Source organism: Natronoarchaeum rubrum (genome assembly GCF_024494695.1).
Genome location: NZ_JANHDP010000006.1, coordinates 198,724 through 221,594 on the forward strand (window position 1 = coordinate 198,724; position 22,871 = coordinate 221,594).

At 68.2% G+C, this 22,871-nt stretch carries 29 protein-coding genes and 1 pseudogene; 18 read left to right on the top strand and 12 right to left on the bottom strand.

All coding sequences use genetic code 11. From position 1 onward, the window contains the following. The first annotated feature begins 289 nt into the window (after positions 1 to 289). Entirely contained in the window at positions 290 to 1,030 is a 741-nt protein-coding gene (locus NO931_RS16245; protein ID WP_256393406.1) for a tetratricopeptide repeat protein, read from the top strand. After that, the gene (locus tag NO931_RS16250) at positions 1,027 to 1,320 is read left to right on the top strand and encodes a DUF424 domain-containing protein (protein ID WP_256393407.1); all 294 of its coding nucleotides are present in this window, start codon (positions 1,027 to 1,029) and stop codon (positions 1,318 to 1,320) included. The genes NO931_RS16245 and NO931_RS16250 overlap by 4 nt, the downstream gene beginning before the upstream one ends. Before the next feature lie 7 nt (positions 1,321 to 1,327). Here the strand turns inward: NO931_RS16250 and NO931_RS16255 are convergent, their stop codons facing one another. From NO931_RS16255 to NO931_RS16265, 3 genes are read right to left on the bottom strand one after another with little or no spacing between them, the layout of a single operon-like run. Further along, positions 1,328 to 1,597, bottom strand: a complete 270-nt coding sequence (locus tag NO931_RS16255; RefSeq protein ID WP_256393408.1) for a hypothetical protein — start codon at positions 1,595 to 1,597, stop codon at positions 1,328 to 1,330. A gap of 55 nt (positions 1,598 to 1,652) precedes the next feature. Continuing rightward, the gene (locus tag NO931_RS16260) at positions 1,653 to 2,549 is read right to left on the bottom strand and encodes an ABC transporter permease subunit (RefSeq protein WP_256393409.1); all 897 of its coding nucleotides are present in this window, start codon (positions 2,547 to 2,549) and stop codon (positions 1,653 to 1,655) included. Beyond that, positions 2,546 to 3,511, bottom strand: coding sequence for an ABC transporter ATP-binding protein (locus NO931_RS16265; protein WP_256393503.1), 966 nt, complete (start codon positions 3,509 to 3,511; stop codon positions 2,546 to 2,548). The genes NO931_RS16260 and NO931_RS16265 overlap by 4 nt, the downstream gene beginning before the upstream one ends. A 102-nt stretch (positions 3,512 to 3,613) precedes the next feature. On the opposite strand from NO931_RS16265, the gene NO931_RS16270 reads away from it, so the two are divergent. The 5 genes from NO931_RS16270 (at position 3,614) to NO931_RS16290 (ending at position 6,967) form a co-directional block, all read left to right on the top strand. After that, the gene (locus tag NO931_RS16270) at positions 3,614 to 3,955 is read left to right on the top strand and encodes a winged helix-turn-helix domain-containing protein (RefSeq protein WP_256393410.1); all 342 of its coding nucleotides are present in this window, start codon (positions 3,614 to 3,616) and stop codon (positions 3,953 to 3,955) included. A 5-nt stretch (positions 3,956 to 3,960) separates the two neighbouring features. Then, complete coding sequence (locus NO931_RS16275) at positions 3,961 to 4,278, top strand: hypothetical protein (RefSeq protein WP_256393411.1); 318 nt, start codon at positions 3,961 to 3,963, stop codon at positions 4,276 to 4,278. A gap of 43 nt (positions 4,279 to 4,321) precedes the next feature. Beyond that, positions 4,322 to 4,651: a DUF7521 family protein gene (locus tag NO931_RS16280; protein ID WP_256393412.1), complete on the top strand. Its 330-nt coding sequence runs from the start codon at positions 4,322 to 4,324 to the stop codon at positions 4,649 to 4,651. Positions 4,652 to 4,826: 175 nt separating this feature from the next. After that, entirely contained in the window at positions 4,827 to 5,630 is an 804-nt protein-coding gene (locus tag NO931_RS16285) for a sensor domain-containing protein (RefSeq protein WP_256393413.1), read from the top strand. 86 nt (positions 5,631 to 5,716) lie between these two features. Then, the gene (locus tag NO931_RS16290; protein ID WP_256393414.1) at positions 5,717 to 6,967 is read left to right on the top strand and encodes a cysteine desulfurase; all 1,251 of its coding nucleotides are present in this window, start codon (positions 5,717 to 5,719) and stop codon (positions 6,965 to 6,967) included. A 172-nt stretch (positions 6,968 to 7,139) separates the two neighbouring features. Here the strand turns inward: NO931_RS16290 and NO931_RS16295 are convergent, their stop codons facing one another. Then, on the bottom strand, positions 7,140 to 7,406 hold the full coding sequence (locus NO931_RS16295) for a YgaP family membrane protein (RefSeq protein WP_256393415.1): 267 nt from the start codon (positions 7,404 to 7,406) through the stop codon (positions 7,140 to 7,142). Positions 7,407 to 7,611: 205 nt separating this feature from the next. Here NO931_RS16295 and NO931_RS16300 point away from each other — a divergent pair, with 205 nt between their 5' ends. Both NO931_RS16300 and NO931_RS16305 read left to right on the top strand, forming a co-directional pair. Then, positions 7,612 to 7,977, top strand: coding sequence for a hypothetical protein (locus NO931_RS16300; protein ID WP_256393416.1), 366 nt, complete (start codon positions 7,612 to 7,614; stop codon positions 7,975 to 7,977). 70 nt (positions 7,978 to 8,047) lie between these two features. Continuing rightward, positions 8,048 to 8,467, top strand: coding sequence for a hypothetical protein (locus tag NO931_RS16305; protein WP_256393417.1), 420 nt, complete (start codon positions 8,048 to 8,050; stop codon positions 8,465 to 8,467). Here NO931_RS16305 and NO931_RS16310 read toward each other — a convergent pair. After that, positions 8,464 to 10,131, bottom strand: coding sequence for a long-chain fatty acid--CoA ligase (locus NO931_RS16310; RefSeq protein WP_256393418.1), 1,668 nt, complete (start codon positions 10,129 to 10,131; stop codon positions 8,464 to 8,466). The two genes, NO931_RS16305 and NO931_RS16310, sit on opposite strands and share 4 nt — an antisense overlap. 235 nt (positions 10,132 to 10,366) lie before the next feature. Between NO931_RS16310 and NO931_RS16315 the strand changes: the two genes are divergently transcribed. Together NO931_RS16315 and sufU are read left to right on the top strand one after the other, a co-directional pair. Continuing rightward, complete coding sequence (locus NO931_RS16315; protein WP_256393419.1) at positions 10,367 to 11,347, top strand: PrsW family intramembrane metalloprotease; 981 nt, start codon at positions 10,367 to 10,369, stop codon at positions 11,345 to 11,347. A 438-nt stretch (positions 11,348 to 11,785) separates the two neighbouring features. Next, positions 11,786 to 12,205: a Fe-S cluster assembly sulfur transfer protein SufU gene (gene sufU / locus NO931_RS16320; RefSeq protein ID WP_256393420.1), complete on the top strand. Its 420-nt coding sequence runs from the start codon at positions 11,786 to 11,788 to the stop codon at positions 12,203 to 12,205. A 40-nt stretch (positions 12,206 to 12,245) separates the two neighbouring features. On the opposite strand, the gene NO931_RS16325 is transcribed toward sufU, so the two are convergent. The 4 genes from NO931_RS16325 to NO931_RS16340 form a co-directional block, all read right to left on the bottom strand. Continuing rightward, a complete protein-coding gene (locus NO931_RS16325; RefSeq protein WP_256393421.1) occupies positions 12,246 to 13,061 on the bottom strand; it encodes an HVO_2248 family motility-related protein in 816 nt (271 codons plus the stop codon). A 107-nt stretch (positions 13,062 to 13,168) separates the two neighbouring features. Then, positions 13,169 to 13,393, bottom strand: a complete 225-nt coding sequence (locus tag NO931_RS16330; RefSeq protein WP_256393422.1) for a TrmB family transcriptional regulator — start codon at positions 13,391 to 13,393, stop codon at positions 13,169 to 13,171. Between the two features lie 94 nt (positions 13,394 to 13,487). Next, the gene (locus tag NO931_RS16335; protein WP_256393423.1) at positions 13,488 to 14,609 is read right to left on the bottom strand and encodes a CPBP family intramembrane glutamic endopeptidase; all 1,122 of its coding nucleotides are present in this window, start codon (positions 14,607 to 14,609) and stop codon (positions 13,488 to 13,490) included. A 120-nt stretch (positions 14,610 to 14,729) separates the two neighbouring features. After that, the gene (locus NO931_RS16340) at positions 14,730 to 16,025 is read right to left on the bottom strand and encodes a phosphoglucose isomerase-related protein (protein WP_256393424.1); all 1,296 of its coding nucleotides are present in this window, start codon (positions 16,023 to 16,025) and stop codon (positions 14,730 to 14,732) included. Positions 16,026 to 16,201: 176 nt separating this feature from the next. On the opposite strand from NO931_RS16340, the gene NO931_RS16345 reads away from it, so the two are divergent. Both NO931_RS16345 and NO931_RS16350 read left to right on the top strand, forming a co-directional pair. After that, positions 16,202 to 16,831: a DUF8056 family protein gene (locus NO931_RS16345; RefSeq protein WP_256393425.1), complete on the top strand. Its 630-nt coding sequence runs from the start codon at positions 16,202 to 16,204 to the stop codon at positions 16,829 to 16,831. A gap of 86 nt (positions 16,832 to 16,917) precedes the next feature. Continuing rightward, entirely contained in the window at positions 16,918 to 17,391 is a 474-nt protein-coding gene (locus NO931_RS16350) for a DUF5812 family protein (protein ID WP_256393426.1), read from the top strand. On the opposite strand, the gene NO931_RS16355 is transcribed toward NO931_RS16350, so the two are convergent. Then, positions 17,376 to 17,750 (bottom strand): DUF7968 family protein, encoded by a 375-nt coding sequence (locus NO931_RS16355; RefSeq protein WP_256393427.1) that lies wholly within the window; start codon positions 17,748 to 17,750, stop codon positions 17,376 to 17,378. The genes NO931_RS16350 and NO931_RS16355 overlap by 16 nt on opposite strands. 74 nt (positions 17,751 to 17,824) lie before the next feature. Here NO931_RS16355 and NO931_RS16360 point away from each other — a divergent pair, with 74 nt between their 5' ends. The 3 genes from NO931_RS16360 to NO931_RS16370 all read left to right on the top strand — a co-directional run bounded on the left by NO931_RS16360 (position 17,825) and on the right by NO931_RS16370 (position 19,983). Next, complete coding sequence (locus tag NO931_RS16360; RefSeq protein WP_256393428.1) at positions 17,825 to 18,853, top strand: diacylglycerol/lipid kinase family protein; 1,029 nt, start codon at positions 17,825 to 17,827, stop codon at positions 18,851 to 18,853. 63 nt (positions 18,854 to 18,916) lie between these two features. Beyond that, positions 18,917 to 19,480: an NUDIX hydrolase gene (locus NO931_RS16365; protein ID WP_256393429.1), complete on the top strand. Its 564-nt coding sequence runs from the start codon at positions 18,917 to 18,919 to the stop codon at positions 19,478 to 19,480. Between the two features lie 194 nt (positions 19,481 to 19,674). After that, positions 19,675 to 19,983, top strand: a complete 309-nt coding sequence (locus NO931_RS16370) for a DUF7853 family protein (protein ID WP_256393430.1) — start codon at positions 19,675 to 19,677, stop codon at positions 19,981 to 19,983. 20 nt (positions 19,984 to 20,003) lie between these two features. Here the strand turns inward: NO931_RS16370 and NO931_RS16375 are convergent, their stop codons facing one another. Together NO931_RS16375 and NO931_RS16380 are read right to left on the bottom strand one after the other, a co-directional pair. Further along, positions 20,004 to 20,327, bottom strand: a complete 324-nt coding sequence (locus NO931_RS16375; protein ID WP_256393431.1) for a DUF7977 family protein — start codon at positions 20,325 to 20,327, stop codon at positions 20,004 to 20,006. Continuing rightward, positions 20,317 to 20,829: pseudogene (locus NO931_RS16380) on the bottom strand (zinc-binding dehydrogenase); the annotation flags it as partial. The pseudogene NO931_RS16380 and the gene NO931_RS16375, both read right to left, overlap by 11 nt. A 53-nt stretch (positions 20,830 to 20,882) precedes the next feature. Between NO931_RS16380 and NO931_RS16385 the strand changes: the two are divergent. Both NO931_RS16385 and NO931_RS16390 read left to right on the top strand, forming a co-directional pair. Beyond that, positions 20,883 to 21,557 (top strand): MogA/MoaB family molybdenum cofactor biosynthesis protein, encoded by a 675-nt coding sequence (locus NO931_RS16385; protein ID WP_256393432.1) that lies wholly within the window; start codon positions 20,883 to 20,885, stop codon positions 21,555 to 21,557. A 296-nt stretch (positions 21,558 to 21,853) separates the two neighbouring features. Then, complete coding sequence (locus NO931_RS16390; RefSeq protein ID WP_256393433.1) at positions 21,854 to 22,798, top strand: beta propeller repeat protein; 945 nt, start codon at positions 21,854 to 21,856, stop codon at positions 22,796 to 22,798. Positions 22,799 to 22,871: the final 73 nt, after the last annotated feature.

Consider the following 22,871-nt stretch of genomic DNA (forward strand, 5'->3'; position numbering starts at 1 on the left):
GACACCCCCGCCACAGGTTCAAGTGCGATCCGGCGGCGAGCGCCGACGTGCGCTGAGTTGCGCCCGAAGCGGCTTCGACGCGGCCGCGCTACCACGCGCGGCCCCGAGCGGATTGCCGACCTCGATCCGCGACGAGCGCGACGCCCCGCTTCGGTCCTCGTTCGCGTCGCCTGTTCGCCGAAATGCGCTCCCAGCGATGGCGTCGTCGTGACGCCGCACCCGCTCCGACGGACCCCACGGCGCGGCCGCCAACGCAGGCCTTAACACTCGCGCAGTCGTATCGCTGGGCATGACTAACTCCGACGACGAGCCGCCCGAGGAGCACCAGTTCTCCGAGGGACAAGGGTTCGGCGACGCCCACGACGCCTTCGATCTCGACCCGCCCGAGCTGGAGGTCGACCCCGACCAGGTCGACCCCGTCGACTCCCGAGCGATCCCGGACATGCTGAACGAGTCCGCGATCCAGGACGACGCGATCGACGCCGACGCGCTGATCGACGTCGGGCTCAACTACATGAGCATCAACCGCTACGAACAGGCCACCGAGACGTTCGAGCGGACCGCTCGTCACGCCGACGACGAGCGTGTCGAACAGGAGGCGTGGGTGAACAAGGGCGTGGCTCACGCCGAGTTAGAGGAGTGGGACGCCGCGATCGGCGCCCACCGCGAGGCGCTGTCGATCGACGAGGACAGCGACCACGCCGCGACGGCCGAGACGAACCTCGCGTACGCGCTCTGGGAGGCGGGCCGCACCGAGCAGGCGCTGGACCACTCCGAGCGCGCCGTCGAGATCGACAGCCGCTTCGCGCAGGGCTGGTACAACCGCGGCTTCTTCCTGCTGGAGCGAGGGCTCGCCGAGGACGCGCTGAACTGCTTCGACAACGCGATCCGACTGGGGCTTCGCAACTCGAACATCCTCGAGGAGAAGGCCCGCGCGCTCGAAGAGCTCGGTAAGTACGACGAGGCCGAGGAGATCGTCGAGGAGGCCGAGGAGCTTCGCGAAGAGGCCGAACAGGAGCTGATAGAGTGATCGTCAACGAGCGCGAGACCGAGGAAGGGCTACTCGTCGCGGTCTGCGACCGGGACGCGCTCGGCGAAACCTACGAGAGCGGCGACGTGTCGCTGACCGTCTCCGAGGAGTTCTACGGCGGCGAGGAGGTCGAGGAATCGGACGTCGTCGACAGCCTCGCCCGAGCGACCGTCGCGAACATCGTCGGCACCGAATCGGTCGAACTCGCGATCGAACACGGGTTCGTCGAGGAGGCCAACGTCCTCGAAGTCGGCTCTACGCTGCACGCTCAGGTCCTCCGGATGGCCTGATCGGTTCTTACTGGAGATCTTCGTCGCCGCCGCGCCCGTTTGCGACGGGTTCGTCCGCGTCAGTCGTCGCAGCAGCCGAATTCTCCGTCTCGTCCGGCGACGACTCGTCGGCCGGGATGTTCACGAGCACGATACCCAGCAGTGACAGCGCCGCGATCACGACGCCGATGTAGAACAGCCCGCTGTCGAACGCGATCGCGAGGATCGCGTGAAAGATGCCGACGAACGCCAGCCCGAGCAACAGCAGGCTCGCGCCGATCGAGCGCTTCGTGACCATACCCGATTCAGGAGGCGGTCGCCCTTAACGGTCCGGGCGAGATCGGCCGCTCGGACTACCCGAGATCCACGCCGCGGAACCGCACGTACCCCAGCACGACGGGGACGACGAACCACGCCAGCAGCACGACCCCGGCGAACCAGTCGTTCAGGTAGAACGGGAGTTCGCCGGTCACCAGATCGGCCGTCGCGACGTCCGGGTTCATCGTCGGGTTGATCCCGATCGGGAACTGCAGCGTCAGCGGGAAGACCTGCGTGTCGACGAGGGCGCTCGCGACGATGCCGTAGGCCTCCATCGGGTTGAGTCGCTGGAGGAGTAGCGCCCACGGCTCGACGGGGTTCTGCGGGACGATCGGCGACGGCGGGAACGCGCCCGTGACGAGCCGGTAGAGCCCGCCGATCAGGACGTCCCAGAAGCCCAGAAACAGCAGGTACGTGCCGACGACGGCGGCCATCGCCCGCCCCCGAGAGGACACCGCCGCGGAGACGCCGACGGCGATGCCGACGAACGCCAGCCCGAGCAGGATCGAGGCCAGCAGCAGGCCGCCGAGCTCGGCGAGCGGGACGCCGCCGATCAACAGGCCGCTCAGGACGGTGGCGACGACGAACGCCGTCAGGACCGCCGTGGCGACGACGCCGCTGCGACCGACCAACTTCCCGAACACGACGTCGCTGCGGGTCGGTGGCAGGCCGAGCAGGACCTTGATACTGCCCGACCGGCGCTCGCCGACGATCGACATGTACCCCGCGATCAGGGCGGCGAGGGGAACGATCACTTGCATCGGCAGCGCGAGCCCCTGAACGAGTTGGACCGCACCGGGGTCGTCGGCGAAGTACCAGGCGGCGACGTAGAAGATGCCGATGAGCAGGACGAGAAGGCTCGTCAGCGACCAGAGCATCTTCGAGCGGGCGGCGTCCTCGAAGTCCTTCTGGGCGACCGCGGCGAGGTTCATGCGGGCACCTCCGTTTCGAGCGCATCGCCGTCAACTGTTTCGGACGTCGGCTCGCCGGCACCAGTCAAGTGCTCGAACAGCTCGTCGATCGACCGATCCTCGACCCGGATGTCCAGCACCGTCGCGCCGGCGGCCTCGACTCGGTTGATCGCCTCGGCCTTCGCCGTCGGGGCGGCACAGCGCACGACGACTGTACCATCGCTGCGCTCGGCGCCGGTGACGCCGTCGATCGCCGGGAGGTCATCGACCGCGCGCTGGGGCACGTCGTCGAGATCGAGTTCGAGCGTGGCGTCGCCGCCGATCCGATCGTGGAGCTCGTCGAGCGTTCCGACGGCGACGAGCGCGCCGCGGTTCATGATCCCGACGCGATCGCAGATCTCCTCGACGTGTTCGAGGATGTGGCTGGAGAAAAACACCGTCGTCCCGCGCTCGGTCTCCTCGCGGACGAGTTCCTGCATCTCGTTGATGCCGGTCGGGTCGAGACCGCTGGACGGCTCGTCCATGATCAGCAGGTCCGGGTCGCCGACCAGCGCCATCCCGAACGCGAGGCGCTGGCGCATCCCCTTCGAGTAGTCGCCGGCGGGCCGCCGGGCGTCCTCGTCGCTCAGGCCGACGCGCCGGAGGATCGCGTCGGGGTCGCCGTCGACGTCTTTCGTCTTCATCGCGAAAGCGACGTGCTTGCGTCCCGAGAGGCGCTCGTAGAGGTCGAACCCTTCGGGGAGAACGCCGACGCGACGGTGGATCTGCTCGGCTTCGTCCTGTGCATCGTACCCGAGGACGGTCGCCGAGCCCTCGGTCGGCCGCGCGAAGTCGAGCAGCATGTTGATCGTCGTCGACTTCCCGGCACCGTTCGGGCCCAGGAAGCCGAACACTTCTCCCTCCTCGACCTGCAAGTCCACGTCGTCGACGGCCACCACGTCGCCGAACCGCTTGGTGAGGCCGTCCGTCTCGATTGCAGTCATCTCGACTTCGGCTTGCACCTCGATTACATTAACTCCGGTGCGGCATTTTCTCGCTCTGAAACTGCGGGGTCTTTTATATCACGTCGTGCAACAAACGGTCGAATGACTGACGATGAGGACGCGGAGCTGCTCTCGCTGCTCGACGACGAGTACGCGCGAGCGATCCTCATCGAGACCAGCAAGGAACCGATGTCCGCAGACGCGCTCACCGAGCGCTGCGACGCCTCGCCCCCGACGGTGTACCGCCGGATCGACCGGCTCGACGAGCACGACCTGGTCGAGGCCGAGCAGGAGCTCGATCCCGACGGCCACCACTACAAGACCTACCGGGCGCGGCTCGAACGGGTCTCCGTCGAGCTCTCGGACGGCGAGATGGACGTCCGCGTCGACAGGTCCGACGAGAACGCCGCCGATCGGTTCACCCGGCTGTACGAGGAGCTCTGATACCCATGCCGGCCCTGCTACTCCAGTCGGCGACGGGCGGATCGGTGCCGGTAGCGGCGGCGGTGCTGATCGGACAGGCGATCACGTTCGCGCTGGCGTGCTGGATCGCCTACCGCGCCGCGTCAGGCTACCGCGCATCCCGAGCGCCGGCGCTGCTGTGGCTGGCCGTCGGCGTCGCGCTGCTCGGCGCCGCGCCGACCGCGGCGCGGGTCCTGCTGCCGACGTTCACGTCGGCGCCCGCCGTCACGGTCAGAGGCGTCGCGCTGATCGGCGAGGTGCTCGGGCTGACGGCGATACTGTACGCGATCTACGGGAGACCATGATAGAGACGACAGACGGCGAGACGACGGACGCGAGGGGGACGGCGTGATAGCGTCGCTGACAGCGCCGCCCCGGGCGATCGCCGTACTGGGGCTCGGCGACGCCGGCACCATCTTCCTGATGGGGCTGGTCAGCGCTGCGCTCGGCGCGTTCGTCGCGGCGCTGGCGTACCGCGGCTACGCTCGCAACGAGAGCAGCCCGATGCTGTACCTGGCGGTCGGTGTCGCGTTCGTGACGGCGATCCCGTTCGTCCTGTCCTACGGCGTCGAATGGCTGACGCCGGCGTCGGACGGGGCGGTCGTGCTGGTGATCACCGCCTGCAACCTCGTCGGACTGACGGCGATCGCGTACTCGCTGCGGAGGCCCGGCCGATGACCAACTCCCGAGCATGCGAACGATCGGCAAGCTGCGAAACCATCAACGCAACAATATTTATGGCGGATGATTTCGAAGCCGAATACGAACCGTTCCGACGACCAGCGACAGGCGACGCGCTGGACGAGCCCGGACGAACGGAGGCCACGAACATGAACGAACGGAGGGATCGACGGTGAGCGAAGCGACGAGCGACTGGACCGCCGCCCGCGCCGCGCGGTGGTTCTTCGGCGTCCCGCTGCGCGCTCGGACGTACGCGAACCTGGCCTACCTCGCGTTCGCGTTCCCGCTCGGAATCGCGTACTTCGTGTTCCTGGTCGTCGGCTTCTCGGTCGGCGCCAGTCTGCTGATCCTGCTGGTCGGGCTGCCGATCCTGCTGGTCGTCGTGTTCGTCGCGAGCCAGATCGCCGCCGTCGAGCGCACGCTCGCGGAGGTGTTGCTGGACGCCGACATCCCAGCCGACGAGGCCGAACCGACCGAGGGGCCCGTCGAGTGGGCCAAAGGATTCCTGCTGAACCTCGGCACCTGGAAGGGTATCGTATTCCTGTTCAGCAAGTTCGCGATCGGCATCGGCGCGTTCGTCGCCCTGGTCACCGGCGCGTCGTTCGCGCTGACGCTGCTGCTCGCGCCGCTGCACTACGGGAACGAGAACGTGGGGATCCACTTCGGTCGTCCGATCCACGTCGAGATACCCGACATCATCTACCAGCACGACGGCTGGACGGTCGGGCTCGCGATGCCGTTCGATGCGACGATTCAGGCCGGCGAGGTGATCTCGACGCTCGCCGACACGGTCTGGGGCGCCCTGCTGATTTCGGCGGTGGGCGTGCTCGTGGCACTGGTCGTGTTGCACCTGTTCAACGCGCTGGCGTGGCTCTGCGCCCGGTACTCCGAGCTGATGCTCCGCCGGACGCCGCCGTCGCTGCTGGCGGAGTGGCGGGCCCGGCAGGCGGACGGTCGAACCGGGCAGGATCGATAGCTCGCCTCCGATCTTCCAGGCGTGCGACGCGGTAGCGTCCCGTCGGACCGAAGGAGTGTTTTGCCTGCAGTCCCTCCCTACAGGTAATGGAAACGACACAGTCCGCGCCGCTCGACGTCGAGCGTATCCGCGAGGACTTCCCGATCCTCCAGCGGCGGGTCGGCGACGACGTCCAGGTCGTCTATCTGGACAACGCCGCGACGACCCAGACGCCGAACCAGGTCATCGACGTCTTCGGCGACTACTACCGCGGCTACAACGCCAACGTCCACCGGGGGATCCATCATCTCAGCCAGGAGGCCTCGATCGCCTACGAGGAGGCCCACGACCGACTGGCGGAGTTCGTCGGCGCCTCGGGCGGCCGCGAGGAGATGATCTTCACCAAAAACACCACCGAGAGCATCAACCTCGTCGCGTACGCCTGGGGACTCAACGAGCTCGGTCCCGGCGACACGGTCGTGCTCACGGAGATGGAGCACCACGCCTCGCTGGTCACCTGGCAGCAGATCGCCAAGCGCACCGGCGCCGACGTTGAGTACATCCGCGTCGACGAGGACGGCCGGCTTGACATGGACCACGCTGCCGAGCTGATCGACGAGGACGCGCAGATGGTCGGCGCCGTCCACGTCTCGAACACGCTGGGCACCGTGAACCCGGTCGCCGACCTCGCCGAACTGGCCCACGACAACGACGCCTACATTTTCGTCGACGGCGCCCAGGCCGTCCCGACGCGCCCGGTCGACGTCGAGGCGATCGACGCCGACTTCTACGCGTTCTCGGGCCACAAGATGGCCGGACCCACCGGGATCGGCGGCCTCTACGGCAAGAAAGAGATCCTCGAAGACATGGAGCCGTTCCTCTACGGCGGCGACATGATCACGAAAGTCACCTACGAGGACGCGACTTGGAACGAGCTCCCCTGGAAGTACGAGGCCGGCACGCCCCTGATCGCCGAAGGCATCGCGATGGCGGAAGCCGCAGACTACCTCGACGAGCTCGGGATGGAGAACGTCCGCAAACACGAGGAACAGCTCGCCGAGTACGCCTACGACCGGCTCTCCGAGTTCGACGACATCGAGATCTACGGCCCCGAACCGGGCCCCGACCGCGGCGGGCTCGTCTCGTTTAATCTCGACAGCGTCCACGCCCACGACCTGGCCTCGATCATGAACGACTCGGCGGTGGCGATCCGGGCGGGCGACCACTGCACGCAGCCGCTCCACGACAAGCTGGGCGTCGCCGCCTCCGCGCGAGCGTCGTTCTACGTCTACAACACCCGCGAGGAGATCGACGTGCTGGTCGACGCCATCGACGACGCCCGGGAGCTCTTCTCGTAGAGTTCTCTCGCGGAGGGACGTCCTCGCGACCGCAGTGAGCGAGGGCTCGAAGCGACGAAGTCGCTTCGGTGACGCCCGGGAACTCTTCTCGTAGAACTCTCTCGCTGAGATATTCTCGTAGCGCGATCGGCGCAACCACGGCTGCTCGCGATCGCGGGTCGTTTGAAAAGGGTTACTGCGGTCTCTCCGCCGACTTCTCGGCGGGAGCGTCCGACGCTTCGGACGCGCCCCCGGAGGTGTCGATCCCGAGCAGCCTGTTGATGAAGCACATCCGCAGGACGCCGGTCGCGGTAAACACGCCGCCGACGATCAGAGCGATCGCCGCGACGGTCGCGCTCAGAGAGACGAAGCCGCTGAAGGCGGCGATCCCGACCAGTACCAGAACCGGACCGAGAACCAGCCGCCACGTTCGATCGAATCCGCCAACGTTCTTTTCCATCGGCTCGTCACCGCGCATCGCTACGCAGTTCAAAATAGGCGCGCAGAGAACCTAAGCATTGCGTTGATTGTCACCAAGTGACAAACAGTGTCGGAACGTTCTCACCGCCGAGAGAGACGACGCCGGCGAGCCGCGATCCTGCGGCGGGACGCACGCCAGATCGAAAGCGGGCGGATTTTTACCCCCCACGCACCATTCCGAGAGCATGAGTCTCCCGGTCGATATCAGCTACCTGCTCGGCGGCGGTGTCGTCGTCCTCGCCCTCCTCGTCGCCGCGCTGGCGTGGCGCCTCCGCTCGGTCCGATCGGACGCTGCGTCACGGCAGGCCCACGAAGCCGCACAGGACCGAGCGCCGCCGGTCGAGAAGGGCGATGTGATCGAAGCCGGCGTCGAGGAGCTGACCGACCACCACAGCGGACGCAAAGACGCCCTCGTGAAGGTCGAGGGGTTCGTCGTGTTCGTCACGGACGTTCCCGAGACCGTCGAGCCGGCGGACATGCTGCGGGCGAAGGTGCTGTCGTTCAACCGCGAGGGCACGTCCGCGAGCGCGAAGCTGCTCGAAGAACTGTAGCGCGGAAACTTCGGGGCCACCACGGCCACAAGAGCCATGCGACCCCGGTCTGGGATTCTCCCTACATCGCATGAGCCGAACAGGGAAGTTCGCGTGCGCGGGCTGTGACAGGACGTTTCTCTCTGCGAGCGCGCGGCGGCGTCACTACGAGTGGAATCCCGAGCACGGCAAAACGGGTCCGCACGACGACGGCGAGAGCGACCCCGCGACGGACGCCGAAGCGTCGGCGCGCGAGGACGGACCAGTCGGCGATCGCTGGGTCGAGTTCGACGACCGCTTCGAGACGTTTCTGACGTTCGACGAGTGTAGAGAAGCGCGGATCACTGTGGAACACCGCCCGGACGACGGCGCCGTCATCGTCGACCAGTCGGGCGAGCGACGGATCGATCTGAGCGCCGTCCGGGGCGCCGCGACCGACCGCCTCCGATGGTCGTTCGACGGAACTCACCTCACGCTGACCGTCCCGAAGTCGGTCGGGGTGGGATCTTAGTCCTGCTCGGGCGCGGCGTCGTCGGGCGCCTGCCCCTCGACGAGCGACTCGTCGGCGTACTCGTCGCGGAGCGACTTCTTGTCGAACTTGCCGGTCGCGGTCTTGGGCACGGCGTCGATGAACACGAACTCGTCGGGCGTCCACCAGCGCGGGTACTCCTCCTCGATCATCGACGCGAGGCTGGCCGCGAGGGCGCCCTCCGCCGCGTCGTCGCCCGGGACGACGAACGCGACGGGACGCTCCTGCCAGCGCTCGTGGGGGACGCCGATTACGGTCGCCTCCGCGACGTCGTCGTGGCCCATCAGCGCGTTTTCGAGTTCGAGCGAGGAGATCCACTCACCCCCGCTCTTGATGACGTCTTTCGCCCGGTCGACGATGTGGACGTAGCCGTCCTCGTCGACCGTCACCACGTCCCCAGTCCGGAGGAACTCCTCGTCGTCGAACTCGGCCTCGGTGGCGTCGGGGCGCTGGAAGTACTCGGTGGTGACCCACGGTCCCTTGATCAGTAACTCGCCGAAGTCCTCGCCGTTCCAGGGCACTTCCTCGCCGTCGTCGTCGACAACTTTGAACTCCAGGCCGGGGACGAGCAGCCCCTGCTTGGTGCGCTTTTCGTACTGGCGATCGGCGTCCCAGTCGCCCATCCCGGGCTTGAGGTGGGCGACGGTGCCGATCGGCGACGTCTCGGTCATCCCCCAGGCGTGGAGCACGTCGACGTCGTACTCCTCGTCGAACCGCCGGACGACCGACTCGGGCGCCGCGCTGCCGCCGATAACGATCCGCTCCAAACTACCGAGGTCGGCGTCGTTCTCCTCCAAGTACTCCAGCAGACCGAGCCAGACCGTCGGGACGCCCGCGGTGAGCGTCACGCCCTCCTCTTCGATCAGCGTCGCGAGGTCAGCGGGATCGGGCGAGGGGCCGGGATAGACGTGCTTCGCACCCGCCGCGGTCGACGAGAACGGCATCCCCCAGGCGTTGACGTGGAACATCGGCACCACCGGCATCACGACGTCGTCGGCGCCGATGTCCAGACCGGCTTGCGGCAGCGTCGCCATCGTGTGAGACCACAGCATCTGCTGGGTGTACTCGACACCCTTGGGGTCGCCGGTCGTCCCCGAGGTGTAACATAGCCCGGCGGGCTGGTCCTCGGAAACGTCCGGCCAGTCGTACCCGTCGAAGGCGGCGTCGCCGTCGACGAACTCCTCGTAGGCGACGACCGGTTCGAGCGAGGTGTCAGGCACCTCCGAGCCCATCACGACGAACTGCTCGACGCTCGCGAACGCGTCGGAGTCGTAGGCCGCCTCGATCGCCTCCAGCAGTGACGGGTCGATCAGCAGGATGCGGTCCTGAGCGTCCTCGACGATGTGCTGGAGGTGGTGCTCGGGCAACAGCGGGTTGATCGTGTGCAACTGGGCGCCGACGCCGGGGATCGCGAAGTACGCCTCGAAGTGGCGGTGATGGTTCCAGCAGACGGTCCCCACGCGGTCGCCTTCCTCGACGCCGGCGTCGTCGAGCGCCGACGCGAGCGCGGCCGCGCGGTCGGCGTACTCGTCGTACGTGTAGCGCTCTACCCCCTCGTGGGTCCGCGAGACGATCTCGCGGTCGGGGTACAGGTTGCCGGCGCGCCACAGGAACGGTCGGAGCGTCTGGTCGCTTCCTCCTGGCATAGGTACCGTTTCACACCCTATACTAATGATCTTTTGTGGATATTAGGAGAGTCGAAACTGCTTTTCGGGAACAACTGCTCCACGTAGGGTCGCGCCTGGCTTCGAAAATGCGACCGCGTGACGCGAGGAGGCAAATTCGGCCTCGCGGTGACTCGACGCCGACCGTATGACGCCGCAGGCGCCCCGCAAAAGAGCCGCAAGAATCACCACGGTCAATCACAAAGAAGGGTGGCACATGGGAGAGAGACGCGACCCGTTACAGGAGCGCGACGACGGGGAACAGGACCTCTACGACGTCGCTACCTGGGAGCCGCGGTCCGCGCTCGACCGGGCGGCCGTCGGGATCCACAGGGGGCTAAAGCTCGTCTCGATCTACGTCGTGATCGCGCTCGCGTTCGCGTTGCTGGTCGCCCAACTCGCCGCCAGCGGCTACGCAATCGTGGGGAACCCGTCGCTGGGCGTGCTGACGCTGCTGTCGTCCGTGCCGGCGCTGGCGCTGGCGTGGTTCCTCTGGCGCGCCGATCCGACCGTCAAGGAACCACTGGGGCCGCTCGCGGTGACGTTTCTGCTGTCCGTGCTGTTCGCGAGCTTCGCGGCCGTCCTCAACACGATCCTCCGCATTCCGTTCGAACTGGTGCCGGTCGTCGGCATCGTGCTGTACTTCTTCCTGGTCGTCGGGCCGATCGAGGAGTCCGTCAAGCTGCTCGCGGTCCGGCTGTTCGCCTACCGAGGCGACACGTTTCAGACGGTCGTCGACGGCGCGGTATACGGCGCCGTCGCCGGGCTCGGCTTCGCGACGATCGAGAACTCGCTGTACATCACCCGCGAGTTCCTCGCGGCGGCCAGCGCCGGCGGGATGGGTCAGCAACTGGAGGTCGCCGCCGGGACCGCCACCCAGCGAGCGTTCGTCGGACCGGGGCACGTCATCTACTCGGGCTTCGCGGGCTACTACCTCGGGCTGGCGAAGTTCAACCCCGACGACAGAGGGCCGATCGTCGTCAAGGGGCTGCTGATCGCCGCCCTGATCCACGCCACGTACAACACGCTCGTCGGCCTGCTCGGGCTGTCGTTCGTCGGCCTGCTCGGCTTTATCCTCCTGTACGACGGCCTGTTCGGCTATCTGCTGTACCGGAAGCTCGCGCGCTACCGCGCCGCGTACGGGGAGGCGAGCGCCGAACAGTCGCCACAGCCCGCCGAGCCGACGTCCGAGGACTGACTGGACGCCGAGCCGTCGGTCGGGAAACGACGCTCAGTCGTCGGCCGCTATTCTCTGACGAACATCTTCCTATATCGATTATATTGCGACATTCTAGGAAAAATACTTGCGATAGAACGACGAACGTCACGTCGGAGGTGTTCGATCGAGCGAAGTGACCACGCCACGAACGACGTGCAGACGCCGCTGCGGGCCTGCTAGACCGATTCACTCGTCCGAACGACGCCCGCAGCTCGCGGTTCTTTCTGCCTCGCGCGGCCGAGCGGGCTGATCGACGCGGCGCGCCGATGGCTTCGGCCCCGATCCGCGCGATCCCCGCTCTCCGCCGCAGCTTCGGACGCCACGGGACGAAGCGTCGCCGACGGAATCCGGCGGTCAAGCGCCCGAAATCCGGCGTCGGAACCCTTTTCCGCCGTACGCGCGTACCACGAACCAGCTATGGGAATGGGATCGGACATGTACCGACAGCAGATTCTCGACCACTACAAGAACCCCCGAAACTACGGGGAACTCGAGGATCCCACCTACACGCACGTCGGCGAGAACCCGATGTGCGGCGACGAGATTCGGATGGATGTGGCGCTCGACGAGGAGACCGGCGTGATCGAGCGCGTCGCGTTCCAGGGGGACGGCTGTGCGATCAGTCAGGCCAGCGCGAGTATGCTCTCCTCGGAACTGCAGGGGACGTCGATCGAGGAGCTGATGGAGATGGGTCGGGACGACGTGACCGAGATGCTGGGCGTCGACGTCAGCCCGATGCGAGTCAAGTGCGCCGTGCTCGCCGAGAAGGTCGCCCAGGACGGCTACGAGATCTACGAGGGCGAGAAGGATCTCGACAAGACCTCGACCGAGGAGTAGCGACGCCGCTTTTTTGACTGCGATCCGCGGCTCGATCGCCTCAGAGTAACACTTCGCCGTCCCGAAGCAGTTCCTGCTCGGTCCGCTTGGCTTCCCGACCCGCTTCGACGAGCCGCGGCGTCTCGATCAGCTCCGAGAATCTGTCGGCATCCGGCTCGACGCGCCGGAGCATCGTCGAGAACGTCGCGCCGCGGCGTCCGCCCGCCGAGACGATGCCGCCGTACTTGCGCTCCTCGAACTCGCTCCGGTCGGGGTGGGGAAACTCCTCGCGGATGATCTCGGCAGTCTCGCGGACGTACCTCGCGGCCTGTCGCTGAGAGTACTGGCTCTCGGCGTAGTAGGTTTCGGTGTGGTCGGCCGACAGGTCTTCCGTGAGATGTGCCGGCGACTCGTACCGAATCGACTCGGTCGTGTCGTAGCAGTTCGCGAACCGCACGTTGATCGTGAAGCTATCGGGGTACCGGAGGATGAGGGGGAAAAACAGCATCTCGGCGACGGTGTTGCGCTGCTGGATCCGCCAGATCCCCTCGACGTAGTACGACGCCAGCCGCCCGACCCGATCGTCGCGCTCGCCGCGCTGGGTCGCCATCGCGACTTCCTCGTAATCCTCGCCCGCGAAGCGACGGAGGCGGCGCTCGAAGCTCTCGGCGACGCGTTCGAGTTCCCGCTCGTAGGCCTCCAGCAGCGGCACGTCCGGGTCGGCGAGCAGTTCGGCCTTCCGCTCCCGGCCGTCCGCGACCGCCATCATGTTCTCGTGGAACAGCCGCTCGGCATCGGCGTCGGGCAGCGGCGTCCTGACCGCCCTGTGATGGAGGACGGACGCGTCGCCGTTGAACCGCTGCCGCCGTTCACCCATACGGTCTTCTTGTAGCTGAGGCTTCAAGAATCAGACGGAGGCATGCTACCGGTGAGCAGAGTCGCTCTCACGCCGGTATCAGCGGATCGGTCCGGCAGCCGTCGCCCTCAGCCCGCCCGACAGCGGAACGCGTTCCCGCGCCGCTCGACGTACTCGCGGCCGTGGAGCGTATCGAGGATGCTCAGGAGCGTGATCTTCTTTAGCCCGAGGGCGTGTTGGATGTCCGAGACGGTGCTCCACCCTGCCGTCGAGAGGTGGAGATAGACCAGCTTCGCGCGGGGGGACTCCAGTTCCTCGGGGACGCGCGCGGCGGTGACTCCGGGCTGTTGCATGGTTCGTGTGAGAGTGCCGAGAGATCGAGCTATAAGCGTATGTGAACGTTTGGGCCGATCCGGTTTCCGGATAGTTGCGCCGGAGGCGAGTCGCTCAGACGAACGCGATGTCGCGGGTGATCGCGACGTACAGCGCCGCGTACTGGAACCCGTTGAACGCGCCGTGGATCAGCGCCGAGACGACGACGTTCTCCGTGCGGGCGAAGGCGAAGCCGAGCACGATCGACAGCGGGACGATCAACAGGAGGCTGCCGATCGTCTCGAGCAGGCCGCCGGTCGCGTACGCCGGAAAGTGGATCAGCGCGAACAGCGCGCTGGTCACCAGCACGGCGCCGGTCCGGGAGAAGGAGTCGTACAGCGACTTCTGGATCACGTTTCGGTACAGCAGCTCTTCGCCGGGCCCGACCAGCAACACCGAGGGCACGATCAGCCACAGCAGGATGGCCGGATCGTTCTCGCGGGCGGTCTGGACGATGCTGTGCTCGGCCGAGGAGAACCCCAGCACGTCGACCAGTTCCGCGCCGACCAGCAACACGAGCAACAGGACGACGAACCCGCCGACGCCGTAGACGACGTCGCGGGTGTCCGGCCAGTCGACGTCGAGGAAGTCGAGTCCGCGGTCGGTGCCGTCCAGGTAGCCGAACACGACCGTCGCGCTGCCGATCCCGGTGGCGGCCGTGCTAATGAGGATGCGCGTCCCGGCGCCGGGCGATCCGACGATCCCGCCGGCGATCGCGAGCAACAGCGTGTTCCACAGCGAGAGCACCAGCAGTCCGAGAACGCCGAGAATCGCACCGGAGACGGTCAGTTGCACCCGATCGAGCACGTCGTCGGCGTCGAACCCGAGCCCGTCGACGAGCGCGGCGAGGCCGGCGACGGTGCCCGCAGCCAGCGCCGTTGCGGGCCAGATACCCGGATCGTCGCCGGCGCCCACAGCCCGAACGACGACGCCGAGCGCGTACAGGGCGGTTGCGACGCTCGCGATTCCGGCCGCGAGGCTCCCCTCGACCTGGCCGAGCGCGTCGTACCGACGCGCGAGAAACGCGGCGAGCGAGGCGGCGGCCAGCGCCGCGGCGATCGGCGTCAGGCTGGCCGACCCGCCGGCCAGCGATATCTCGGCGGTTAGCGTCGCCGAGGCGGGCCACGGCTGGAGCGACGCCGCGAGCGCGAGCCCGGCCAGCGCGACGCCGACGCCGGGGGCGTACCGTTGGCTCATGGCCGAACCGAGAGGCGTCGCCACCAAAGAACCAGCGTTATCGGATTTGCGAGGTGACCGCCGCGCCGCGGACGGTACGAACGCGCGCCAGGACGCCGTCGCCACGTCACGATCCCAGCGTCACTCTACGATCAGCCGCTCCTTGTCTTCGACGGCGTCGGCTTCGGGGTACTCGCCGTCGGCGCCGAGCAGGCCACGGGCGGCGTTTTTGCCCCACTCGACGGCGGGCTGAACGAACGTGTCGATGCCGTGGAGTTCGCCCGCCAGCACGCAGGCGGCTTCGAGCCCGTACAGCAGTTGGCCCAGTCCGCGCTCGTCGACCCGCTCGATCTCGATGCGGACGTTCGGGCGCCCGGCGGCGGCGAGGCTGGCCTCGGTCGCCTCGAACTCGGCGTCGAGCAGCTCGCCCAGCGTGGCGTCGCCCAGATACGATAGCCCTTCGACATCCGTCTCGGGAATCGCCCGGTCGGGCCGCTCTCGTGGGCGGACGAACGAGACCATCGTGTTGCGCGGGCCCGCTCGATACAGTTGGAGCTGGGAGTGCTGGTCGGTCGCGCCCAGCGCGCGCACCGGCGTCTGACCGAGGCCGTCCTTGCCCAGACTCTCGGCCCACAGCTGGGCGTACCACTCCGCGTAGGTCTCTAACCCCTCGGCGTAGGGCAACATCGCGTTGATCGAGGCGCCGCGGTTGTCCAGCGCGTAGGTCGTCGCGCCGTAGGCGTAGGCGGGCGAGTCGAACAGGGATCCCGACAGCGAGTCGGCGACGTCGCGGCCGCCGGCCAGCAGCGCCTCGACGTCGTCGCCGCGGATCGCCGCCGCCGCCAGCCCGACGGTCGACAGCACCGAAAAGCGCCCGGGGACGCCGTCGGGGACCTTGAGAACCGGCAGATCGTGCGTGTCGGCGAGATCTCGGAGGGGTCCTGCTTCGCCGGTCGTCACGACTGTTCGGTCGGTCCAGTCGACGCCGGCGGTCTCGAACGCCTCGCGCACCACCAGGAAGTTCGCCAGCGTCTCGGCGGTGGTGCCCGAGCGCGAGACGACGTTCACGGCGGTATCGGCGAGCGAGAGGTCGTCGAGCAGTGCGGTGATGTCGACGGGGTCGACGTTGTCCAGTACGTGCGTGTCCACGTCGCTGTCGAGGGCGTCGGCGAGCGTGGCCGCGCCCAGCGCGGAGCCGCCGATGCCGACGATCACCAGCGCTTCGGCGTCCGCGACGGGCGCGACGGTTGATTTGATCGCATCGGGGTCGGCCGTCTCGGGGAGGTTCAGGGCGGCGTAGCCGTGCTCGTCGTTCGCCCGCCCGCGCTCGATGCGCTCGTGGGCCGCCGCCACGTCCTCGTCCAGCCGTTCCAGCGACTCGCGCGACACACCCGGCGATGCGACAGACGACAGCGCGTTGCCCAGATCGACGTACATACGCGAAGCCTGAGCGCGGGGAGTCAAAAACCCGCCGGGGGCGTCTGCGCGATCAGCGTCGTCCGGTGCCCTCGCCGAGCGTCGGGTGCCCTCAGAACGCCGTCTCGCGCCGGGCGCTTCCGCCGTTGCGGCCGACACCGCGGCGTTTAACCCCGTTCCGCCCCAAGGTTCGCGGAATGACCGACGGCGGCGTCACCGACGGGACGAACGAGGGAGCCGCGGCGGCCGACGGCGGACGGCCGGACGCCGAAGCGACGGACGGCGGGACGGTGGACGCCGACGCCGGGGCCGACGACAGCCGGGCTCCGGCGTCGTACAGCGCGCTGCGACGGGCGCTCGGGCAGTCGCGGCGCGAGAGCGCGTCGCACGTCCTGCGATCGTACGTCTGGGTCAGCGCGCTCGTCGGCCTGCTGTTGGTGCTGACGGTTGTGCTGGCGCTGCCGGTCTGGATCGCCGAGACGGTCGGCCACACCGCGCTCAACAAGATCGCGCGCGGCGTGTTGCCCGTGATCGTGCTGGCCCTGCTCGTGCCGCTGTTCGCGCCGGTCGCCTACGTCGCCCGGAACCACCGCCGCGAGACCGCGACGCGGCGGAGCGACGCCGCGCTGGGGCTGGCGGGATACCTCTACGTGTTCTCGCTCTACCTCGCGCTGGTCGTCTCGGCGCCCGCCGAGTTCCGAAGCGAACCCACGGGCGTCCTCGCGCCGGCGATCGAGGCCGCTTACGCGCTTCCGGCGCTGTACAGCCTGGCCGTGCCGGTGCTGGGCGCGCTGACGATCGTCGTCGTCCAGCGGATCGTCCGGTAGCCGGAAGCGGTGCAAAACGGCGCCGACGCCGAGCGAGCCGCGGCGCCTCGAAAGCCCGAAGTGTGCGCCGGCGCCTACACGGTCGTATGACCGAGAAGACCGGAACCTTCCTCGTCACGCACGCCGACGAGGGGTCGGCGGTGTTTCGCGACGTGAGCGACGGGCAGGTCCACACGATGGCGTCGAATCCCGACGTGACCGAACAGGACGTTCTGGAGGCGACGATCCAGCCACAGCCGCCGATGGAGGTCGCCTGGGAGGTCGTGGAGGTCGAGGAGCGCCGCGGCGTCGAACTGGTCGACACCGACCTCGCCCCGACGACGCAGGCGATGGAGATCGCAGACGACCAGGCCGTCGGCGAGGTCGAGCGCGTCGAGCGCGCCGGCGAGGGGGAGATCCACGTGCTGTCGGTGCCGCCCGAGCGCACCGCCGACGCCGCGGCAGACGTGCTCGACGACACCGCGACGCTCGAACGGGCCGCCCGGGTCGGCGCGGTCCGCGTCGAGGTCCGAGCGGATAGCGACGAGGGCGTCGTGAACGTGCGCTACCTGCCCGACTGAGTCGGTCGATCCGAACGCGACGGGTCCCTCGCTCTCGACGGGCCGCCGGCGCTCTGAACGCGCCAGCTCCCTTCGATCCCGCAGGCCTCGCGGACCTCGAAGTCGAACTCGGTGTCGGCGTCGATGACCGAGCCGCCCACCACGCCTTCGACCCGGAGCGGAACGTCCAACGAGTTGCCACAGCAGCCCACGCCGACGAACTCCTCCCAGACGTCGCCCTCGCGGGCCGTCTCGCGGGTGCGCCGGAGGAACGCCCGGAACGACGAGCGGTCGACCTGCCGGCGGCCCCAGTCGCTGAGATCGGCGGGGTAGGAGACGACCACGCGCGTCGCGGCGTCCGTACTGCGCTCGGTGCTCATAGCTAATCGTACGCGCTCGAACGCCAAAGCGACGACGCCCGACGCCTTTTGCCCCGTCTCTCGAACTGGTGACCATGGGGAGAGAGGGGAGACGGCGGCGATCCGGACCGATCGAGCAGGCGACGCGGGCAGCGACCGACGGCGGCGGCGATCGCGTGCTCGTGTTGAACCCGGTCGCCGGAACCGGCGATCACGTCGCCGAGGTCCGATCGCGCGCCGCCGAGCACGGGTTCGAGGTCCGCGAGACCGAGAGCGAGGGCGACGCCGTCGAGTTCGCGCGCGACGCCGCGGCGGCGGGCGCCTCGATCGTCGCGGCGGCGGGCGGCGACGGGACGCTCAACGAGGTCGTCCGCGGCATCCGCGAGGCCGGGAAGCTCGGCGACGTCACGTTCGCGGTCGTCCCCGCGGGGACGGGGAACAACTTCGCGTCGAACGTCGGGATCAGCGGGATCGCCGACGCGTTCCGGGCGATCGAACGGAGCGAGGTTCGGGAAATCGACGTGGGATTAGCTAACGACGATCTCTTCGTGAACTCCTGCGTGGCCGGGCTGACCGCCGACGCGAGCGCGGCGACCGACAGCGAAATGAAGGCCAGACTCGGCGTGCTCGCGTACGTGGCGGCGACGATCCGCCACCTTCCGGACTACGACGGGCTGCCGCTGCGCGTCCAGACCGACGAGGTGGTCGACGAGGCGGTCGAACCGGCCGACGCCGAACCCGGCGCCGACGCCACGGAGCGCGACACCGATTGGGAGGGTCGGGCGCTGATGGTACTGATCGGCAACGCGCGGCGGTTCCCCGGCCAGGGGTGGCCCGCGCCGGGCGACGCCGAGGACGGGCTGCTTGACGTGACAGTCGTCGCGGGCCAGCCCTCCGGCGATCTGCTCGGCGAGGGCGCGCTCGGGCGACTGCTGGCCGGCGAAGAGACGGCGATGCATCGGCTTCGCGCGCCCGCGATCTCGATCGAATCGCTCGACGACGAGCCGATCGAGTTCAGCCTCGACGGCGAGATGGTGTCGACGCCGTCGCTCGACGTGTCGATCGAGCGGCGGCGGCTCCCGCTGTTCGTCGGCGAGGCGTACGAGCCGAGCCCGACCTCGTGAACGCACCCGGAAAGCCGCGCGGAACCGAAGGGAGTTTCAATCCCGTCGGAGATTATAGCCGTAATGAGCACGCAGAACGCCGACGAGCCGGCACACGAGAACGCCGAGCAGGACGTGATCGCCGTCGACGCCGACGACAACCCCGAAGGACTGGTCAACCGACTGGACGCCCACACCGGCGACGGCATCCGCCACCGCGCCTTCACCTCGCTGGTGTTCGACGGCGAGGGCAACATCCTGCTGGCCCAGCGGGCCCCGAACAAGCGCCTCTGGGACACCCACTGGGACGGTACGGTCGCCTCCCACCCCGTCGAGGGCCAGACCCAGAAGGAGGCTACCCGCCAGCGCCTCGACGAGGAACTCGGCATCTCGCCCGACCAGTACGACGATCTACGGGTGACCGACCGCTTCGAGTACAAGCGCTACTACGAGAACGCGGGCATCGAGCACGAGGTCTGTGCGGTGCTCCAGCTCACCCTCGACGACACCACGCTCGACCCCGACGAGGAGGAGGTCGCGGGCCTGATGTGGGTTCCCTACGAGCGCCTCCACGAGCACCCCGAGTGGTACCGCCAGCTGCGCCTCTGTCCCTGGTTCGAGATCGCGATGCGCCGCGACGTCCGGTAGCCGACGCGCCTGACGACCGCTTTCTCCCGACGATCCTCCCGAACTGGACAGCCGGCCGTAACGCCAATATAGTGTGTTAACACGTGGCAAGGATTTATATCCCGTCGGACTAACTCGTGCGTAGGGGCAGGTGAACGGCCCCGCGACAGACCATGAGTACCACCGCACGACGACGTGACGCGACCCGAGTCGACATGAGCCGCACGGAACAGTGGGTCGTCCATCACGTCACGCTGCAGCAGGTCGAATCCCACAGAGAAGACGGCGAAGCGCCGCCCTGGTGGGCGATCAACGCGATCGAAAAGCTCGAAGACCGGCCGGTCGAGGACGGAACGGCCGGCACCGACCGACCGTTCACCTGCTATGAAGCCTGGCGCCTGCGCCGGGCGCTCTCGGAGTACGCCGAACAGCCCGAGACGCCCGAGGGCGATGTCGCCGCCGCCGTGAGCCTCGTCCGGCGGCTCGACGAGACGTTCGTCGAACCGCCGACGGCGCTGGGGTGACGGCGGCGCCGGACTCTTTTTTAAGGCCGCGTCGTCGCCCAGACTGCCACGACCCCCAGCCCGAGCGCCGGCAGCAGCGGAAACGCGATCAGCGCGGGGAAGTACGGCAACTGCGGCGGGCGCAGGTAGGTGACGATCGGCGCGATCACGAACGCGAAGAAGATGACGCCGACCAGCGTCCAGCCCCGCCAGTCGAACTCGCGGTCGGCGTCGGCGGGGTCGCCGGAGCGATCCGCGTCTCCGTCGACCCGCTCGCCGTCGGCGCCGAACGCCGCCGGGTCGTGGGTGTACCCGTCACTCGACGATCCGGCGTCGCCGCCCGCGTCGTCGGTCTCAGAACTCACTATCGGGTTTTACGACTACCTTGCCAAAGCCCTCACGGTTCTCCAGTCGCTCGTGAGCGCGGGCCGTCTCGCTCATCGGCAGCACCTCGCGGATCTGCACCTCGAACGTGCCGTCCCAGACGCGTTCGAGCGCGTCGTCGATCTCACCGGGCGACGCCATCGTCGAGCCGAGCACGCTGAGCTGGTTCCAGAAGATCCGGTTGATGTTCGTCTCGGGCGCGTGGCCGGTCGTCGCGCCGCAGGTGACCAGCCGACCGCCCTTCGCGAGGCTGGAAAGCGAGTCGGTCCACGTGTCGGCGCCGACGTGGTCGACGACGACGTCGACGCCGCGCTTGCCGGTCAAGTCGCGGATTTCGTCGGCGAAGTCGTCTTCTTCGTAGTTGATCGCCGCCTCGGCGCCGATCTCCTCGGCGTACTCGCACTTCTCGTCGGAGCCGCCGGTCGCGTACACCGTCGCGCCGGCGCAGTCGGCGACCTGGACGGCGGCGTGGCCGGCGACGCCGAACGTCCGACAGCGGCACAAGCGGTTTCAGGATCTCGCCCGAAACGCCGTTCATGGTCGACTTTCAGCAGCGCGACACCCGGCGTGACCTGCGAAACGGCGGCGATGACGACGACGCCGAAGCGGCGTCCGACGGGGAGACCGGAGACGCCGCCGACGAACCGGCGTCTCACGACGCGGACGCCGACGACGACGAACTCCACGACGCAGACGAGCCCGACGAACTCGACCCGGACGCGCTCGGCACCGCGGTCGTAACCGTCTCCTCGGAGCGGTCGCTCTCGGACGACCCGGCGGGCGACGCCGTCGTCGAGGGGATGGAGGCGGCCGGCCACGAGATCGTCACCCGCGAGCTGATCGAGGACAAGTACGACAACATCCAGCAGGCGATCAACCGGCTGGCCGACCGGGGCGACGTCGACGTCGTGGTCGCGACCGGCGGGACGGGGATCACGCCCGACGACGTGACGATCGAGGCCGTCGAGCCGCTGTTCGACAAGGAGCTGCCGGGCTTCGGCGAGCTGTTCCGCCTGCTATCGTACGACGAGGTCGCGACGAAAGTGGTCGCGACGCGCGCGACGGCCGGCATCGTCACGGACGTGCCGGTGTTCTGCATGCCGGGTAGCGAACGCGCAGCGCGCCTCGGAACCGAGAGCATCGTCGTCGAGGAGGCCGGCCACCTCGCGGGGCTGGCGTGCGCGGGCGACCCTGACAAGCATCCACGGTAACCGAGCGATCGTCGTCGTTTCAAGACCGTTTACGCGCGCCGAAGCGTCGTTTTCGACGGGTCTCATCGTGTGTGATCGACCGGTGTTGCCGAACCGAGCCGCCGCCGCTCGCGACTCGTCATCGATAGGACGTTCGAGGTGCTGAATTAACCGTTCAAAGCCGGCTCGAAACTGTCGGTTCTGAGCGACGGAAAATATGACCGCTCACCGCTATTTCAACCGGTTTTGAAGCGTCGTAAACGTCGTCAAACGTCTCCGGGCCTTACATGACAAGCGCAGAAAGCAACGACTGCGTCATGTCAGAACGCACCCGACGTTCGGTGTTGAAGGCTGCAGGCGCATCGCTTGCCGCGACCACCGTCGCCGCGGGCGCGGGAGCGGCCGCATCCGACAGCGAGTGGGCGGTCGCCGAGACCCCCGTCGACGGTGCCCTCCACGACGTGCAGTACACCGCGCGCGGCGCCCACGCGGTGGGCGGCGGCGGCGTCGTGCTTCGCCGGACCGACAGAGGGTGGCGCAAGCTGCTCGACGGCGGCCCCACCGGCAACGGAAACAACCTCTACGGCGCGGCCGCGACGGACGACGGGAAACGCCTCTGGTTCGTCGGTGCCAGCGGCGCGATCGGCGAGTACGACGTCGAGACGGGCAACCTGGAGGACCGCTCGGCGCCGATGGACGTCACGAACAACTTCAACGACGTCGCGGTCGTCGGATCGGCCGGCGACGCCGAGGTGTACGTCGCCGGCGACTCGGGCAAGATCTACTACAGCTTCGCGAACGGCGAGGAAGGCACCTGGGACTACGTCACGCCCGGGAGCGGATCGGCGCTGCCCGCGATCGAGACGTTCGGCGCGCGCTCGGCCCACGCGATCGACACGAACGGGCGCGTGTTCGAGACGACCGACGGCGTCACCTGGGAGCCGATCGGCATCGAGGACGCCGACGTGACGTTCTACGGGCTCGACAGCGACGGCCGATCGGACGTGACGGTCAGCGGCGGCAACGCCAGCGTGTTCGAGTGGAACGGAAGCCGGTGGACCTCCGAGAGCCTCAGCGACGCCGATCTGCTCGACGTCGAGACGGCGGGCGGCGACGGCGTCGCGGTCGGCGGCGGCGGCACTATCTTCGAGCAGTCCGGCGGGCGCTGGTCGCTGGTAGACACCCCGACCGGCGCGAACCTGAAGGCGGTCGCCGGTGACGATGTCGCGGTCGGTGCCGGCGGCGTCGTTCTGGAGCGATAAGCGCCCGACGACAACCGGTCCCCTGACCGCGGCCTAATCTTTTAGACCGGGAGCTTTTTTGGGGTACTGACGT